The organism is Psychrobacter sp. (genome assembly GCF_030454045.1).
Classification (GTDB): Bacteria; Pseudomonadota; Gammaproteobacteria; order Pseudomonadales; family Moraxellaceae; genus Psychrobacter.
On record NZ_JAKDJE010000025.1, the window covers coordinates 1 to 16,319 of the forward strand.

The following is a 16,319-nucleotide window of genomic DNA, read 5'->3' on the forward strand; positions in this document are numbered from 1 at the left end:
ACAATTTTAGCGATCAGCAGTGCCTATTTGCGAATGTTCAACACGCCCTAGTATTAATTTTATTGCCTACTTACTGGTTTCTTAGCGCACTTAACTGTATTTGCCAAATCTCAACGTGACCTTTATGCTGTTTTTGACAACCGCTTAGTATATCAAAGTTTCCTTTAACCACATCGATTAAACTTATGCCACCACTCACCAATTTTTCTCCCGCTTTATCCGAGCTTAACCACCGCCACGTTGCCAGTAGCCCCTCGACCAATAGCGAGCTGATCGCAGCGCTGCAAGATGGCACGCTAGATGCTGCTACCGTACACGTCTTGACCGCAGAGACCCAGAGCGCGGGACGTGGACAACATGGGCGCTCGTGGCAGTCACCGCGCGGCAATGTTTATCTGTCGCTATATCATCCGGTGCATATGCCGATTAGTGGGCTACTGTCTTTGATTATTGGTCTTGAGCTGGCAAAAATGCCTGTTATCCAAACCGTAAATCAGCAACTACAAGCGCAAGGTCTGACGCCAATTGGGGTGAAATGGGCAAATGATTTGGGGTTTTATCAGAGTCAAGCCAGTCATCATTCTGAATTGGCGCACTTTGCACCCGACGGTTCAGTTTTAGACAGCGCCATCTCACTTCAGCGCACATTGCCCTTTCAAAAGCTCGCTGGCATCTTGATAGAACCTGTGACCAAATCTGGCAAGCTGGTTGGTGTGGTACTAGGCATTGGGTTGAATGTAAAAGCTGCGCCAACGCTCACCGCGCAAACCTCTGAGGGGATGAGTTATCAGGCCATCAGCCTCCAAGATATCTATGCAGTGCTGCAGCCAGCAACACAAGCCACTCGCCTGCCAGACTTACAAACATTGTATCAGCAGATGAGCAAAGCACTGATGGCAGCGATGACTCGCTTTGAGCATTTGGCCATCGAAAAACCAACGGGGCATACCTATTATTTAGATGGATTTTTGCAGCAGTTTGCAGCGATGGATGCGCTAGCCGGTCTGCGTTTACGCGTTACCCAAGACTATAATAATGAGAAAAAAGTCATGACGGGAGTCGCTTGCGGTGTCGACACTCATGGGTGTTTGCAATTACAGAAAGATAACGGTAAGATTTCTACGCTTTTTACTGGACGTATTGACGTTATTTATTAGGGACACGCCCTAGGCTTAATCATAACACTGACGAGCACCATCATTAACGAGCACTATATAAAGGGATTTTTATGCTCTGGCTTGATCTTGGAAACACCCGCCTAAAATATTGGCTGACTGATGATATTGGGCAGATAGTCGCCCATGATGCCAAGCAGCACTTGCAAGCGCCTGCCGAGCTACTCATGGGTCTCACCGATCGCTTTGAGCGTTATGCCCCCGACTTTATTGGTATCTCATCCGTGCTGGGTGAGGCGCTCAATGCTAAAGTGTCAGAGACGCTCAGCCGTCTAAATATTCCCTTTGAGTTTGTCCATGTCGATGCCGCGCATGCGCTTATGAAAAGCGCGTACAACGACCAACAGCTCGGCTGTGACCGCTGGCTACAGATGCTCGGCGCCGTCGATAAGAAAAAACGCCAGTGCGTGATCGGCTGCGGTACCGCGGTGACCATTGACTTGATTGATCACGCTGAACATTTGGGTGGTTATATCTTCCCCAGTATTTACCTACAACGCGAGTCTCTGTTTTCTGGTACTAAACAAATCACCATCTCTAACGGTACATTTGATAGTGTCAGCCAAGGCATAACCACCCAAGACGCGGTGCACCGTGGCATCTTGCTCTCTATCGTTGGTGCGGTCAATGAGATTAGCCGTCGTCACCCAAACTTTGAAGTGATCATGACGGGCGGCGATGCAGCCACTATCTCGCAGCATGTCAATCGCCCCGTACGCTTGCGCGATGATTTATTATTAAATGGTCTGGCACGGTATTTTGATTATCGTAATAAGTCATAATCCATCATAGATAAGCCAATATCATACTGTCACACTGACAAAAAAAGCAGCACGTTTAAAGCGTGCTGCTTTTTTTATTAGATACTTTTCTCTTTTATAAGGTCAAAGCTTTGCTAGCTACTGCCCTAACCCTTTTTTATTTGGTCTCGTTAAACAGCTCACGACCAACGAGCATACGACGAATCTCGCTAGTACCTGCGCCAATCTCATACAGCTTGGCATCGCGCCAGTAGCGACCGAGTGGATACTCGTTTGTATACCCATTACCGCCAAATATCTGAATGCCCTCACCTGCCATCCATGTGGCTTTTTCGGCGCACCATAGAATCACGCTGGCACAGTCTTTACGCACTTCTCGGCTGTGTCCTGCGCCGTGCGCGTCTAGCATATCGAGGTTTTTACCCACGGTATATAAGAAGCTACGACCTGCCTGCAAAATAGTATACATATCAGCTACTTTGCCTTGGATTAATTGAAACTCACCAATTGCTTGACCAAACTGCTTGCGCTCATGGATATAAGGGACGACATTGTCCATCACCGCCTGCATGATACCGATAGGACCTGCCGCCAAGACGGCACGCTCATAATCTAGGCCACTCATCAGCACTTTTACGCCTTCATTGAGATTGCCCAAGATATTCTCGCTTGGCACTTTTACATTGTTAAAAATCATCTCACCCGTGTGGCTGCCGCGCATGCCAAGCTTATCGAGCTTTTGCGCGGTACCAAACCCTTCCATACCTTTTTCAACGATAAAGGCGGTCATACCTTTGGCGCCCATCTCAGGATTGGTCTTGGCATAGACCACCATCACATCCGCATCAGGGCCATTGGTGATCCACATTTTGCTACCGTTCAAGATGTAATTGCCGTCTTTTTCTTCGGCTTTGAGCTTCATACTGACCACATCTGAGCCAGCGCCTGTCTCACTCATTGCCAATGCACCGATGAACTCGCCGCTGATGAGTTTTGGCAGATATTTTTGCTTTTGTGCCTCTGAGCCATTACGTTTGATTTGGTTAATGCATAGGTTTGAGTGCGCACCATAGCTAAGCGCCACCGATGCCGACGCGCGGCTGATTTCTTCCATTGCAACCATATGAGCGACATAGCCCATGTTGGAGCCGCCATACTCTTCAGGGACGGTAATACCATGTAGACCCAGATCGCCCATCTTTTGCCACAGATCCATAGGGAATTCATCGCTACTGTCGATTTCGCTTGCGCGCGGGGCAATTTCATTTGCCGCAAATTGCTGTACGACATCACGTAGCGCGTCAATATCTTCGCCAAGCTGAAAATTCAATCCAGGTAAACTCATAACCATTCCTTGTTTTTAGTATTTCATTTTTACGATCATTTTTTAAGACTGACGTTTATTAATCAAAGCCCGTGCCACGTTTGAGCCATTCGGACGCTTTAAGAACGCACTAATACGCTCACCTGCCACGACCAATTTTTCCAAATCGATACCCGTGCTGATACCCATACCATGCAGCATATACACCACATCTTCGGTTGCGACATTACCCGTTGCGCCTTTGGCATACGGACAACCGCCCAAACCTGCCACCGAGGTATCAAATTCGCTGACACCCATCTGCAAGGCAGCCAAGGTATTGCTGAGTGCTTGACCGTAAGTATCATGAAAGTGACCTGATAACATGCTGATATCAGCGTACTCAAGGGCCGATTGCAGGGCACGCTGCACTTTGAGCGGCGTACCCACACCGATCGTATCGGCAACGCCAATCTGTTCTGAGCCAATCTCAACCAAGCGTTTGGTGACGTAAGCGACTTGGCTAGGGTCAATCTCCCCTTCATAAGGACAGCCAACGGTGCAAGAAATAACGCCGCGTACTTTGATACCTTGCGCTTTTGCCGCAGCAGCAACGGGCGCGAAACGCTCAATACTCTCATCGATACTGCAGTTGATATTTTTTTGACTAAAGGTTTCGCTGGCTGAGCCAAAAATAACAATTTCATCAGGACGATGTGCGATAGCATTTTCAAAGCCGCGCATATTGGGTACTAATACTGAGTAGCAAATGTCTGTCTGACGCGTCGGTGCGAGTGCGTCAAGCAACGCGCTATTATCGCCCATCTGCGGCACCCATTTTGGCGACACAAAACTGGTTGCCTCAAGTTTTTTAATCCCTGCGTCAATTAAATCGTTGATTAAGACTTGCTTGATAGCCGTAGGTACCGTCGTTGATTCGTTTTGCAATCCATCACGCGGACTAACATCAACGATGGTGACATGGCGTGGATACGAGTGGCTCATGCTTATTGTCCTTTTCTATTTATCTTTTAATGAGCTGTGTCAGCTATTAGCTTTCACTATCGATACGCAATAGCTCATCACCATCAGCGACCAAGTCACCCGCTGCAAATAGCAACTCTGCCACCACGCCATCTGTTGGCGCGGTAATCGTATGTTCGATTTTCATGGCCTCAATGACCGCAAGCGGCTCGCCTTTTTTGACCGTGTCGCCTACCGCAACTTTAAAGGTAACCACTTGACCTGGCATCGGTGATTTTAGGCTGCCGACTGCTGCAGTATCCTCACCCACATGTGCCATGATGTCAATTAAAGTGATTTCATCGCGTCCACTATCTGTGAACACATAAACTGTCTCATTATTCACCCAGCTCTGGGCACTGATACGTGCACCCTCTAACCATAAGGTATGATTGTGCGCATCACGGCTATCATAACTCACCTGACCTTCATAAATCGTTTCGGTCTGAGCGGCTACATTGATATTGCTATCGTCCTGCGTATTCGCGATTTCTTTACCAATGACAAGCGTAAAACTACTAAGATTTTCGCCGCCTTTTTTGCTATCAGCACAACTCGCATTATGCCAATTACTGATGCGAGCACTGTAGGCTTGCTCATCATAAACCAAGCTAAATGAACGAGTATAATCGCTATAAGCACGGAATCCTGTCGGCTTGCTAAAGGGGTCATTATCTGTCTTTTGCGATACGGCTTCGCTCGCAAGCTGCTGCGTAATAGCCGTCACCACAAGCGTCGATAATCCAAGCGGATGCTGATCAAACAGCTTGTCCTGCTCACGCTCTATCAATGCCGTATCAAGATTGGCGTTGTTAAATGAGTCGGTATTTAAGATATAACGCAAAAATGCCACATTATTTGGTAGACCCACAATACGCGTCTGCGCCAATGCACGATCGAGTCTCGCCAACGCTTGCTCGCGTGTGGGCGCATGGACGATAAGCTTGGCAATCATAGAATCGTAGAAAGGACTGATGACATCACCCTCGCGTACGCCATCATCGATACGCACATCAGCGCCGTTTTTATCAATGACAAAGGTGCTGTGCTCAGGCTTCTGATAGGTAAACAACGTTCCCGTCGCTGGTAAAAAATTATTGTCAGGGTTTTCAGCACAGATACGCGCTTCGATCGCATGACCATTGATCGTCAAATCGTCTTGCGATTTTGGCAATGGCTGACCCGCAGCGACCAACAGTTGCCACTCGACCAAATCCACACCAGTAATGGCTTCGCTGACCGGATGTTCAACTTGCAAGCGCGTGTTCATCTCCATGAAATAAAAATTCATCGTGCCTTCGCGCTGCTCCACAATAAACTCAACCGTGCCAGCGCCGACATAATTAACCGCACGCGCCGCCTCAATTGCAGCCGTACCCATCGCTTCACGCATGGCCGTATCGACACCCGGTGCCGGCGCTTCTTCTAATACTTTTTGATGGCGACGCTGTACTGAGCAATCACGCTCAAACAGATGCACATAATTGCCATGCGTATCACCGAATACTTGGATTTCGATATGGCGTGGTTTGAGCGCATATTTTTCGATCAATACCTGATCATTGCCAAAACTGGTAATTGCTTCACGGCGGCACGAGTCAAGCAAGTCAATAAAATCACTGCTTTGCTCAACGATACGCATGCCTTTGCCGCCGCCGCCTGCACTCGCTTTAATCAATACTGGATAACCAATAGCATCTGCTTGCTGCTGCAAAAACTGGGCGTCTTGATTGTCACCATGATAGCCGGGTATCAGCGGCACGCCAGCGGCCTCCATCAAGCGCTTGGACTCAGATTTGCCGCCCATGGCGCGGATTGCATCAGCCGATGGACCGATAAACACCAAACCAGCATCTTGGCACGCCTGTGCAAACTCGGCGTTTTCACTCAAAAACCCATAGCCTGGATGGATGGCCTCAGCACCTGTTTGCTTAGCAATGGCAATAATAGCATCGCCTTTGAGATAGCTGTCTTTTGGTGCCGAACCGCCTAGATAGATCGCCTCATCACAGACCGCCACGTGCTTAGCACTGCGGTCAGCATCAGAATACACCGCGACGGTACTGACACCCAGACGCTTGGCAGTTGCTGCCACTCGGCAAGCAATTTCACCACGATTGGCAATTAGAATTCTAGAAAACATAACTATCCCTGTGTCTTGTCGTTATTATTTGACGTCTTGTCTATTTGTCCGTTTATCTATTCGTCTATCGTTAGTCTGCCGTTAGCCAGTCAGGCTTGCGCTTTTGCAAGAATGCTTGCACGCCCTCCTTTCCTTGTGTTGATGCGCGAATATCCGCAATACCTTTTACCGTATCGGCAATCAACTCATCATTAATAGGCGCGCCAGCAACATCATGTAATAGCTGCTTGCAGGTTTTGACCGCATCCGGGCTGTTTTTGACAACCTTGCTACAGAACGCCACTACCTCATCATCGAGCCACTCTTCGCTGACACGCTCGTGAATGAAACCAAGCTGACGTGCCTTTTTGGCATCAAACACCTCAGCACTTAAGAAGTAACGCTGCGATGCTCTTGCCCCTAATGCGCGGATAACATAAGGGCTGATGGTCGCAGGTGCCAATCCCAAGCGCACTTCGCTCAGGCAAAAATTGGCAATTTTCACGGCGATGGCCACATCACAAACGGCAACGAGACCCATACCGCCTGCATAGACATCACCTTGAATCGCTGCAATGGTTGGCTTAGGACATTCATAAATCGTCTTGAGCATTTGCGCCAATTTATCGGCATCCGCTAGATTCTCTTCATAGCTATAATCTGCCATGGCGCGCATCCAATTGAGATCAGCGCCTGCACAAAATGCCTTACCAGCAGCGGCTAACACAATGACACGTACCTCGTCATCCGCACCAAGGGTGGTGAAAGCATCTGTCAACTCGGCGATCATCTCGTCATTAAAGGCATTGCGTATTTCAGGACGATTTAACGTCACGGTGGCGACGTGTTGTTTTATATCAACTAACAGACTTTTATAATTATTACTATTTTTTGATTTTGCTTCTTTCATAACTTTCTCTATGTTCCTATTTATATTCCTATGTAAATACTTAGCCCAACGTTTGGGTCATCCATCATAATGCTCATATAAGAAAGTAAGATGTCAAAATCCGATGTCGCGGTAGAATCGTATTTAAAAAGATTGTCGCACCACTCTCTCATCACGAGCAGACCTTAGCGCTTACATTCTAAAGACACCAAAAGTCGTCTCTTCAATCGGTGCGTTATAGGCAGCGCTCAGTCCCAATGCCAATACATGACGGGTATCAGCAGGATCAATCACGCCATCGTCCCACAGGCGCGCGGTGGCATAATAGGGATGACCTTGCGCTTCATACATTTCACGAATTGGCGCTTTAAATGCCGCTTCATCTTCCTCACTCCACGCCTCACCCTTGCGATCAAAGTTATCACGCTTGACCGTTGCCAATACCGAGGCTGCTTGCTCACCGCCCATGACAGAGATACGGGCATTTGGCCACATCCACAAAAAGCGCGGACTATAAGCGCGGCCACACATGCCATAGTTACCCGCGCCAAACGAGCCACCAACGATGACGGTGAATTTCGGTACTTTGGCATTGGCCACTGCCATCACCATTTTGGCACCATGACGAGCAATACCTTCGTTCTCGTATTTACGCCCGACCATAAAGCCAGTAATGTTCTGGAGGAATACTAATGGAATTTTGCGCTTACAGCATAGCTCAATGAAGTGCGTGCCTTTTTGCGCCGACTCACTAAATAGAATGCCGTTATTAGCGATGATACCCACAGGCATCCCTTCGATATGAGCAAATCCACACACTAATGTGGTGCCAAAACGCGCTTTGAATTCATCAAACGCACTGTCATCAACGATACGGGCGATGATTTCTTTGATATCAAATGGCTTGCGCTTGTCCGTCGGAATTACGCCGTACAGCTCTTTGGCGTCATAACGTGGCGGCTTGGGCGTAATTTGATTAGGAATGTGTTTGGCAGGGCGATTCAAATGACTGACGATATTACGGGCGATTGATAACGCATGAGTGTCGTTTTGCGCTAAGTGATCGACCACGCCTGAGAGCTGCGTATGGACATCGCCGCCGCCCAAATCCTCTGCGGTGACCTCTTCGCCTGTTGCGGCTTTTACCAGTGGAGGCCCACCCAAAAAGATGGTGCCTTGCTCTTTGACAATAACAGACTCATCGCTCATGGCAGGCACATACGCACCGCCAGCCGTACAGCTACCCATGACCACCGCGATTTGCGGAATACCTGCCGCACTGAGGTTGGCCTGGTTAAAAAAGATACGGCCAAAATGCTCTTTATCAGGGAACACGTCATCTTGGTTGGGTAAATTAGCACCACCTGAATCAACCAAATAAACGCACGGCAAATGATTCTCTTGTGCAATTTCTTGAGCGCGCAAATGCTTTTTGACTGTCATTGGGTAGTAGGTGCCACCTTTTACCGTGGCATCATTACAGACAATCATACATTCAATACCATTGATACGACCAATACCAGCAATCACGCCAGCCGCTGGAATCTCTTCGCCATACATGTCATGAGCGGCCATCGGTGCTACTTCCAAAAACGGCGTACCCACATCAAGCAAACGCTCAACTCGCTCGCGTGGTAGTAGCTTGCCACGTGCTAGATGCTTGGCACGGGCGCGCTCTGAGCCGCCTTGGGCGACTTTACGCAGGTGCACATACAAATCATCGACGATCTCTTGCATCGCCGCACTGTTTTGCTGAAAGTCGCTTGAGTTTGGACTCAGTTTACTGGTTATGATAGCGCTCATGATATCCCTTTTCTTTTATATATAGATACATAAATGTGAGCCATTTTTTCTTTTAGTCTCGGCTCATAATGATCATTGTTAATCGTACAGAAGCTAAGACGCTAGACAGTCTTTGCACTGCAGACGAGTCCGGTGATTTACTATAAACCCAACTCTTCTTTCATTTGCTCAATGATTTTATACTTTTGAATCTTGCCCGTGATGGTCATGGGATACTCAGTGACAAAGCGATAGTAAGCTGGCACTTTATAATGAGCGATATGCTCGCTGCAGAATTCACGGACTTCCTCCTCCGTCAAGCAGCCAGGCTCTTTAGGAATAATCCATGCTGCGAGCACTTCACCATAACGCTCGTCGGGTATCCCAACGATTTGCACATCGCGAATTTTTGGATGACGATAAAGGTAGTTTTCGATCTCGACTGGATAGATATTTTCACCACCGCGAATCACCATGTCTTTACTCCGGCCGACGATTTTTACATAGCCGTCTTCATCCATCGTTGCCAAATCACCCGTGTGCATCCAACCATCTTGAATGGCTTCTCGTGTTTTAAAACGGCTACCCCAATAGCCTTTCATCACGGAATAACCACGCGTGAGTAGCTCGCCAGTCTCCCCGATAGGCACAATCTCGCCCGTCTCGGTGTCGATCACTTTCACCTCAAGTGCAGGCTGTACCAATCCTACGGTCGAGACTTGCTTCTCAAGAGGGGTGTGCTCATTGGTCTGGCAAGACACTGGACTGGTCTCTGTCATACCATAGGCAATGGTGACCTCCTCCATGTGCATCTTGTCGATGACGCGGCGCATGACCTCAATCGGGCAGCTAGAGCCTGCCATGATACCCGTGCGCAAAGTGGATAAATCAAAGTTTTCAAACTCAGGATGATCAAGCTCGGCGATAAACATCGTCGGTACGCCATGTAGACCCGTACATTTCTCTTCTTCAACGGCTTTTAGCACCGTTAATGGCTCAAAGCCATCGTTTGGATAGACGATACAGCCGCCGTGCGTGAGAATCGCGAGATTACCAAGCACCATACCAAAGCAATGATACAATGGTACAGGAATACACAGTCTATCGGCTTCCGTGAGATTCATGGCCTCACCAATGAAGTAGCCGTTATTAAGGATATTGCGATGGCTCAGCGTCGCGCCTTTTGGTGTGCCTGTCGTGCCACTGGTAAATTGCACGTTGATCGCATCGGTATTTTTGAGCTTAGCTTGTCGCTCAGCCACGCGTGGATCGTTGGCATCGCCTTCCGCCATCCATGCAGAGAATTTTTGCATGAAACCAAACTCCTCATCAGAGTCTGGCTCATCAATCCAAATGATACGCTCGATCGTTGGAATCTCAACCAAATCAAGCTGGGTATAATCTTTGTGATAAATCTCAGGACAGAGCTCACGAATCAAGCTGGCATAATCACTGGTTTTAAAATGGCGCATAAGCACCAGTGCTGAGCAGCCGAGTTTGTTCAGGGCATATTGCAGCTCAAAGGTACGGTAGGCAGGATTGATATTGACAAGGATAACGCCGACTTTTGCGGTGGCCAATTGCATCAGCAACCATTCAGCATTGTTGTGTGACCAGATACCGATGCGATCGCCAATCTCAAGCCCCATCTCGATCATACTGCTAGCCAGCTGATTGACCTGCTGCTGTAGCTCACGGTACGTCCAGCGGATGTTTTGATGACAGACGACCAGCGCTTCGCGCTCAGGATATTTGGACACAATAGCATCAAAAAAGTCACCGATGGTCGCTTCAATCAGCGGTACATCAGGACCTTTATCATAGCTTTGGGTGAGCGGCGCATTTGCTGAGCGTGCGCCCATATTGATACTAGGGATATTATCTAAAATAGCGTCGAAATCAACGTGAGTCGCATCGAAATTAGAGTTTTGAGTCATAACGAGTCCTTTCGTTTTACTTTTTATAGTATTCATAGATAGTGCTGATTAATCGCTGGCGAGCAAACCTTCTTCCTTGATTCGGTCTGATATAGTATTCAGCTACTATAACGCTATAAATGAAAGCATGTCAACAATATCAATACGGTATGTATCATTTAATTGGCTATTTAAAGACCTTGATTAAAAAAAGATACCACAAAAACATGGCAGGTTTTTGACATAAAAAAGCCAGCCACATCATAAGGAATGGGCTGGCTCAACCAGTAACATGATCTTTTAAACTTGCTTTTTAAACAAGTCTATCAGGATGCTTTGGGAGTGGCAGGCGCTTTGATTGTCACCGTTGCGCTCACTGCGTCAGTGTCATCTAGCAAGTCCATGATGAGTTCTTCATCACTCTCCGTCTTCACTTGCCAATTCCCAGCCGCGTTTGGCACACCCGTTACCATCACCGAAATCGCTTTGTTCTTTAGGCGAATCATCGGTGGCTTATGGTCATAACCGCTGTGCTCGTGCCCTAAGATATCATCAGCGATGGTCGCAGCCTGTGCGCGTAGTGGCGCTACATAACGACAGGCAACCCCATTGATCGACATACAATCACCAATGGCATAGATGTGTGCAGTGTCGGTGCGCAATGTCGATTCATCAACCACAATACCCGTACGACGGTCAAACGTAACGCCCGCTGCCGCTGGTAATTGCCCATCGACGGTCAGACCTGTGCTGGCAATCACATGGTCTACGATCAATGGCTCAGGTTGCTCTACATCTGCATTATCTTCAGTTGAGGCGAGCGGTGCGTAGTCTACTCTTAGCTTTTCGCTATCGCTGCTGTCGTCATTGCCACTCACGCGGGTAACATCAGAGACTTGAGAGCTGCCCAAAAACTGAATACCTTGTGACTCAATTGCTTTGGCAATACGTGCCGTCGCTTTGGCTGGTAGCATTTGTGATAATGGCGCATCGTTCAAATCAATCAAGGTCACTTGATGACCTGCTTTTAGCAAGTCTTCCGCGATTTCTGTTCCCACCATACCAGCGCCAACGATGGCGACATGCTGGCTACCAGTTGCCAGCTTTTCTTGTAGCTGACCGAATTGCTCAATGTGATTGACATGCCAGACCAAATCTTCTGGTAAGCTTGTGGGGAAAATAGGATGGGCGCCCATCGCCAGTACCAACTTACCATAGCTGATCGTGGCATAATCCGTGTGGGCGGGATCTGGTCTATTAGCAGGGATAAGCTGTAACTGCTGGGTAGCCGTATCAATGTCTGTAACCTGTGTGTCAGCCAGCAACGTCACGCCTGCGGCTTTTGCCGCATCGCTACCTGTTGCTCGTACTAGGTCTGATGCACGCTTGTTTTGACTGATTGCCATGGTCAGCATGGGCTTATGATAGCGATCGCCACTATCGGCAGTGATCAAGGTGATTGGTATCTCTGCATCTTTTGCACGAATCGCATCAATCACATGCCAGCCTGCCAAGCCTGCGCCAATGATGACAACGCCATTTTTTGATGAGGTTGCCGATGCTACGGATAGATTGTCTACGCTCATAAAAACTCCAATATGGTTTATGAATTATTCTAATTATCAACAAGAATGGCAGCCATTGTATCAGTAAACAGACATGCACTCACCTATCTAACCGTATAACCAATCACATACTCATCTAAACCAAATTTCTAGATTAACGCCCATAAAAAAGCGCCTATTAATAGACGCTCTTTATTGATGATTTCATTTATGTTTTAAGCACTAGCGTCAATACAGCCAAGGTGGTTAATGATTCAAAATTTTCGATAAGAACATCCGCGCACGATCACTTTTCGCCCCTTCAAAGAATTCGTCTTTACTACAGTTCTCAACGATATGTCCTTCATCCATAAAGATAATACGGTTGGCAACCTGACTGGCAAAACCCATCTCATGAGTCACGCACATCATGGTCATGCCCTCACGCGCCAGCTCGACCATGACGTCAAGCACCTCTTGAATCATCTCAGGATCGAGCGCTGAGGTTGGCTCATCAAAAAGCATCGCCACAGGATCCATAGCAAGTGCGCGTGCAATCGCTACACGCTGCTGCTGACCGCCAGAGAGCTCGGCTGGGTATTTTGCCGCTTGTACCGTCAGACCAACGCGGTCTAGATACGCCATAGCCTTTTGCTTCGCCTCACTTTCTTTACGGCCCAAGACCTTAATCTGAGCCACTGTCAGATTGTCAATAATGGTCAAATGCGGAAACAATTCAAAATGCTGAAACACCATGCCGACACGGCTACGCAGCTTGGGCAGATTTGTCTTTGAATCACCGACAGAGATGCCGTTGACCATGATGTTACCTTTTTGAAAAGGCTCAAGCCCATTAACGGTCTTAATCAGCGTTGATTTGCCACTACCTGAAGGGCCACAAACCACGACCACATCCCCTTTATGTACGTGCGCTGTACAATCAGTCAGTACTTGAAAGTCGCCGTACCATTTGCTGACATTGGACATTTGAATGACCATCTCATCAGTCGCATGGCCATTGTTAGTCACCAGTCCACCAAAGGAATTTATGTATGTATCAGCATTGCTCATCACTGGCTCCTAACCACATTATTATCGATAACCGTCGTTTAAAAATTAAATCAAAATACCAAATCACAATCTTAACGCTCAAAATCTTAAGTGAAATATCTATTAAAACCGCAAGCGTTTTTGTAGCTGCTGCACGCCCATAGACGCACTTAAGCTAATCACAAAGTAGACAGCACCCGCCCCTAAGATATAAGGGGTGAGTAAGCCCATGAGCTCACCGCGGACGTAGGCGGCGCGGAAAAAATCCGTCAAACCAATAGCAAACACCAACGTCGTATCTTGGAATAAGATAATACACTGCTGCAAAATCAGCGGTAGCATTTTGCGAAAGGCTTGCGGCAAGATGACCAGACGCATGGTCTGCCCGTAAGTCATGCCAAGCGCTTTGGCAGCATTGACCTGACCGCTACCGATCGATTGAATACCCGCACGCACCACTTCTGAAAAGTAGGCAGCCTCAAACATCATGAAGGCCACCACACAAGAGGCAAAAGCGGCATTGATTTGTAGATACTTACCTGCTATCCAAAAATAAATCATCGGTACAGCAAAATAAAACCACAGTAGTACCAAGAGCAGCGGCACTGAGCGGAAATAGTTGACGTATAGCCTAGAAGGTACTTCAAGCGCTTTGATACCAGACAAGCGCATCAACGCTAGTATCGTGCCTAGGCTGATACCACCAATAATTGCCAAGAACAGCACTTTTAAGGTGGTGATCATACCGCCCATCAAACCAGGATAGGCTGTTGCCAATTCGGTCATCATACTCATTTCTGACCTCCCGCAATAAGCCCAGGCACACGCAGTTTGCGCTCGATCAGTCCCATTATCGCGATTAAGGACAAGTTAAATACCAAGTAAATAATCGTCGCATAGGTATAAATCTCAATACTATTCTGCGTGTATTCACTGATGGTTTTGGTTTGACTGATCAGCTCCATTACCCCAACGAGCGAGGCGACAGAGGCGTTTTTGAAGCAGTTGGTCAGCTCCGAGCTGAGCGGCGGCAAGATAATACGAAAGGCTTGTGGTAGCAGCACTTCTTTGTAGACTTGCGGAATACTAAAACCCAATGCATACGCGGCATTGGTCTGTCCGTCAGGTAGGGATTCAATCCCTGTACGAACTTGCTCAACGATACGAGCAGCGGTAAATAAGCCAAGGCCGATACTCGCTGACAGCATGGCTGAGGTATTTGGCGACAAGTCCTTATACCACCACTCCTGTATTGCTGGCGTCAGCCAGCCGGGGGCGATATAAAACCAAAAAAACAGTTGTACTAGCAATGGAATATTGCGAAAGAATGTCACATAGGCGGTACCAATAGCACGAGCCGTCTTATTGGGTAAGGTGCGCATGATACCAAAGATAGTACCCACGACCATGGCGATGGCCCATGCGATACTGCCGATCAATAGCAGCCAGCCAAGACCAGTAATCATCCAATGGATATAAAGCTCGTTACCGATACCAGTTTGCTCAAAGAGCACGCCCCAGTTCCAGCTATAATTCATGGTTGTCTCTCCGAGCAGCGATTCATAAGCCTATAGGTCAGACACATAATATCTGACCTATAGGCAAGCCATATTGAGGGACAAAGAAATTATTGAGCGGTCGCCGTTTTTGGCTGAGCACCGTCATGCGGATTGGCAATCAACGCTTTTAAGTTGTCAGACATCTCAAAGTTTAGATTGACGTTTTTCGGTGGGACAGGGTTCAAGAACCATTTGTCATAAATGCTATTGATTTCGCCTGAGCTAAAGACATTATTTAATGCTTCATTGACGACGGCTTTGAATTCAGGATCGTCTTTACGCATCATACAGCCATAAATCTCAAACGATTGTGGCTCACCAACAATGACCCATTCATCAGGATTTTTAGCTTTGGCTTTTTCGCCTGCGAGCAACACATCATCCATCATAAAGGCATCAGCACGACCATTTTCTAACATCAAAAAGGCTTCGCCGTGATCTTTTGCTGAGATGATATTCATATCCATATTGTTGTCAGCATCATATTGACGGATATAACGCTCTGAGGTCGTTCCTGCGGTGGTGACGAGGGTTTTGCCTTTTAGGTCTTCAAAGCTTTGGATACCAGAGTCTTTGTTGGTCAATAGACGCGTACCAATCTCAAAGAAACCATTAGAGAATGCCACTTGTTTTTGGCGCTCTTCGTTGTTGGTGGTTGAGCCACACTCAAAATCCACCGTACCATTTTGAACCAATGGAATACGCGTTTGCGAGGTGATTAAGTTATAACGGACGTTGAGATCTGGCATGTTGAGCTTTTGCTTAACGGCTTCAACGACTTTCATTTCTAAATCGTGGGCATAGCCGATAGGCTGATTAGGATCATCAGCGATATAAGAGAATGGGATAGAAGAATCACGGTGACCGACGACGATGGTGCCTGAGTCTTTGATTTTTTGTAGCGTGCCGTTGGTATCGGTGGCAGCTGCTTCTGTCGTCGTGGCGTCATCTGCTGGCGCAGCTTCTGTATTGGTCTGGCTACTGTTGTTACAACCAACTAAGCCCAGTGCCATAAAGGCTGCCAACGTTAACGGTTTAGAAAATAAATGGGTCATGAAATACATCCTTTTATCGCAAGCTTTTATCACAAGATTGAATGAGTGCTTTGAAGACACGAGTCTGATTGACCGACCTCATTGCTCCGCATCCGTACGGTTGTTGCTATTTTTTTTCAAAATGCAACTCAATGTTACTG

Annotated in this window: 13 protein-coding genes; 2 read left to right on the plus strand and 11 right to left on the minus strand. The window is 47.5% G+C overall.

The window, feature by feature from the left end; all coding sequences use genetic code 11:
* Positions 1-185 precede the first annotated feature (185 nt).
* Together L0G63_RS06475 and L0G63_RS06480 are read left to right on the plus strand one after the other, a co-directional pair.
* The gene (locus L0G63_RS06475; protein ID WP_301449902.1) at positions 186-1,157 is read left to right on the plus strand and encodes a biotin--[acetyl-CoA-carboxylase] ligase; all 972 of its coding nucleotides are present in this window, start codon (positions 186-188) and stop codon (positions 1,155-1,157) included.
* Between the two features lie 71 nt (positions 1,158-1,228).
* Positions 1,229-1,957, plus strand: coding sequence for a pantothenate kinase (locus tag L0G63_RS06480; RefSeq protein ID WP_301449903.1), 729 nt, complete (start codon positions 1,229-1,231; stop codon positions 1,955-1,957).
* Between the two features lie 136 nt (positions 1,958-2,093).
* Here L0G63_RS06480 and L0G63_RS06485 read toward each other — a convergent pair whose 3' ends face one another.
* The 11 genes from L0G63_RS06485 to L0G63_RS06535 all read right to left on the minus strand — a co-directional run bounded on the left by L0G63_RS06485 (position 2,094) and on the right by L0G63_RS06535 (position 16,179).
* A complete protein-coding gene (locus L0G63_RS06485) occupies positions 2,094-3,281 on the minus strand; it encodes an isovaleryl-CoA dehydrogenase (RefSeq protein WP_301449904.1) in 1,188 nt (395 codons plus the stop codon).
* A gap of 42 nt (positions 3,282-3,323) precedes the next feature.
* A complete protein-coding gene (locus tag L0G63_RS06490; RefSeq protein WP_301449905.1) occupies positions 3,324-4,244 on the minus strand; it encodes a hydroxymethylglutaryl-CoA lyase in 921 nt (306 codons plus the stop codon).
* Positions 4,245-4,290: 46 nt separating this feature from the next.
* Positions 4,291-6,405, minus strand: coding sequence for an acetyl/propionyl/methylcrotonyl-CoA carboxylase subunit alpha (locus L0G63_RS06495; RefSeq protein WP_301449906.1), 2,115 nt, complete (start codon positions 6,403-6,405; stop codon positions 4,291-4,293).
* A gap of 70 nt (positions 6,406-6,475) precedes the next feature.
* The gene (locus L0G63_RS06500) at positions 6,476-7,294 is read right to left on the minus strand and encodes an enoyl-CoA hydratase/isomerase family protein (RefSeq protein ID WP_301449907.1); all 819 of its coding nucleotides are present in this window, start codon (positions 7,292-7,294) and stop codon (positions 6,476-6,478) included.
* Between the two features lie 171 nt (positions 7,295-7,465).
* A complete protein-coding gene (locus L0G63_RS06505) occupies positions 7,466-9,076 on the minus strand; it encodes a carboxyl transferase domain-containing protein (RefSeq protein WP_301449908.1) in 1,611 nt (536 codons plus the stop codon).
* A gap of 140 nt (positions 9,077-9,216) precedes the next feature.
* The gene (locus L0G63_RS06510; RefSeq protein ID WP_301449909.1) at positions 9,217-10,992 is read right to left on the minus strand and encodes an AMP-binding protein; all 1,776 of its coding nucleotides are present in this window, start codon (positions 10,990-10,992) and stop codon (positions 9,217-9,219) included.
* A gap of 305 nt (positions 10,993-11,297) precedes the next feature.
* On the minus strand, positions 11,298-12,557 hold the full coding sequence (locus tag L0G63_RS06515) for an FAD-dependent oxidoreductase (RefSeq protein ID WP_301449910.1): 1,260 nt from the start codon (positions 12,555-12,557) through the stop codon (positions 11,298-11,300).
* A gap of 225 nt (positions 12,558-12,782) precedes the next feature.
* Positions 12,783-13,514 carry an amino acid ABC transporter ATP-binding protein gene (locus L0G63_RS06520; RefSeq protein WP_186475432.1) on the minus strand — a complete coding sequence of 244 codons (732 nt, stop codon included), beginning with the start codon at positions 13,512-13,514 and terminating at the stop codon, positions 12,783-12,785.
* Positions 13,515-13,688: 174 nt separating this feature from the next.
* Complete coding sequence (locus L0G63_RS06525; protein ID WP_301449911.1) at positions 13,689-14,360, minus strand: ABC transporter permease subunit; 672 nt, start codon at positions 14,358-14,360, stop codon at positions 13,689-13,691.
* Complete coding sequence (locus tag L0G63_RS06530) at positions 14,357-15,103, minus strand: amino acid ABC transporter permease (RefSeq protein WP_301449912.1); 747 nt, start codon at positions 15,101-15,103, stop codon at positions 14,357-14,359. Before L0G63_RS06530 ends, L0G63_RS06525 begins: the two co-directional genes overlap by 4 nt.
* Before the next feature lie 89 nt (positions 15,104-15,192).
* Positions 15,193-16,179, minus strand: coding sequence for a glutamate/aspartate ABC transporter substrate-binding protein (locus tag L0G63_RS06535; RefSeq protein WP_186475142.1), 987 nt, complete (start codon positions 16,177-16,179; stop codon positions 15,193-15,195).
* Positions 16,180-16,319 lie beyond the last annotated feature (140 nt).

Coding starts and splice junctions, on each gene's coding strand:
- L0G63_RS06475 (WP_301449902.1), top strand. CDS start 186: ATGCCACCACTCACCAATTTTTCTCCCGCTTTATCCGAGCTTAACCAC.
- L0G63_RS06480 (WP_301449903.1), top strand. CDS start 1,229: ATGCTCTGGCTTGATCTTGGAAACACCCGCCTAAAATATTGGCTGACT.
- L0G63_RS06485 (WP_301449904.1), bottom strand. CDS start 3,281: ATGAGTTTACCTGGATTGAATTTTCAGCTTGGCGAAGATATTGACGCG.
- L0G63_RS06490 (WP_301449905.1), bottom strand. CDS start 4,244: ATGAGCCACTCGTATCCACGCCATGTCACCATCGTTGATGTTAGTCCG.
- L0G63_RS06495 (WP_301449906.1), bottom strand. CDS start 6,405: ATGTTTTCTAGAATTCTAATTGCCAATCGTGGTGAAATTGCTTGCCGA.
- L0G63_RS06500 (WP_301449907.1), bottom strand. CDS start 7,294: ATGAAAGAAGCAAAATCAAAAAATAGTAATAATTATAAAAGTCTGTTA.
- L0G63_RS06505 (WP_301449908.1), bottom strand. CDS start 9,076: ATGAGCGCTATCATAACCAGTAAACTGAGTCCAAACTCAAGCGACTTT.
- L0G63_RS06510 (WP_301449909.1), bottom strand. CDS start 10,992: ATGACTCAAAACTCTAATTTCGATGCGACTCACGTTGATTTCGACGCT.
- L0G63_RS06515 (WP_301449910.1), bottom strand. CDS start 12,557: ATGAGCGTAGACAATCTATCCGTAGCATCGGCAACCTCATCAAAAAAT.
- L0G63_RS06520 (WP_186475432.1), bottom strand. CDS start 13,514: ATGGTCATTCAAATGTCCAATGTCAGCAAATGGTACGGCGACTTTCAA.
- L0G63_RS06525 (WP_301449911.1), bottom strand. CDS start 14,360: ATGAGTATGATGACCGAATTGGCAACAGCCTATCCTGGTTTGATGGGC.
- L0G63_RS06530 (WP_301449912.1), bottom strand. CDS start 15,103: ATGAATTATAGCTGGAACTGGGGCGTGCTCTTTGAGCAAACTGGTATC.
- L0G63_RS06535 (WP_186475142.1), bottom strand. CDS start 16,179: ATGACCCATTTATTTTCTAAACCGTTAACGTTGGCAGCCTTTATGGCA.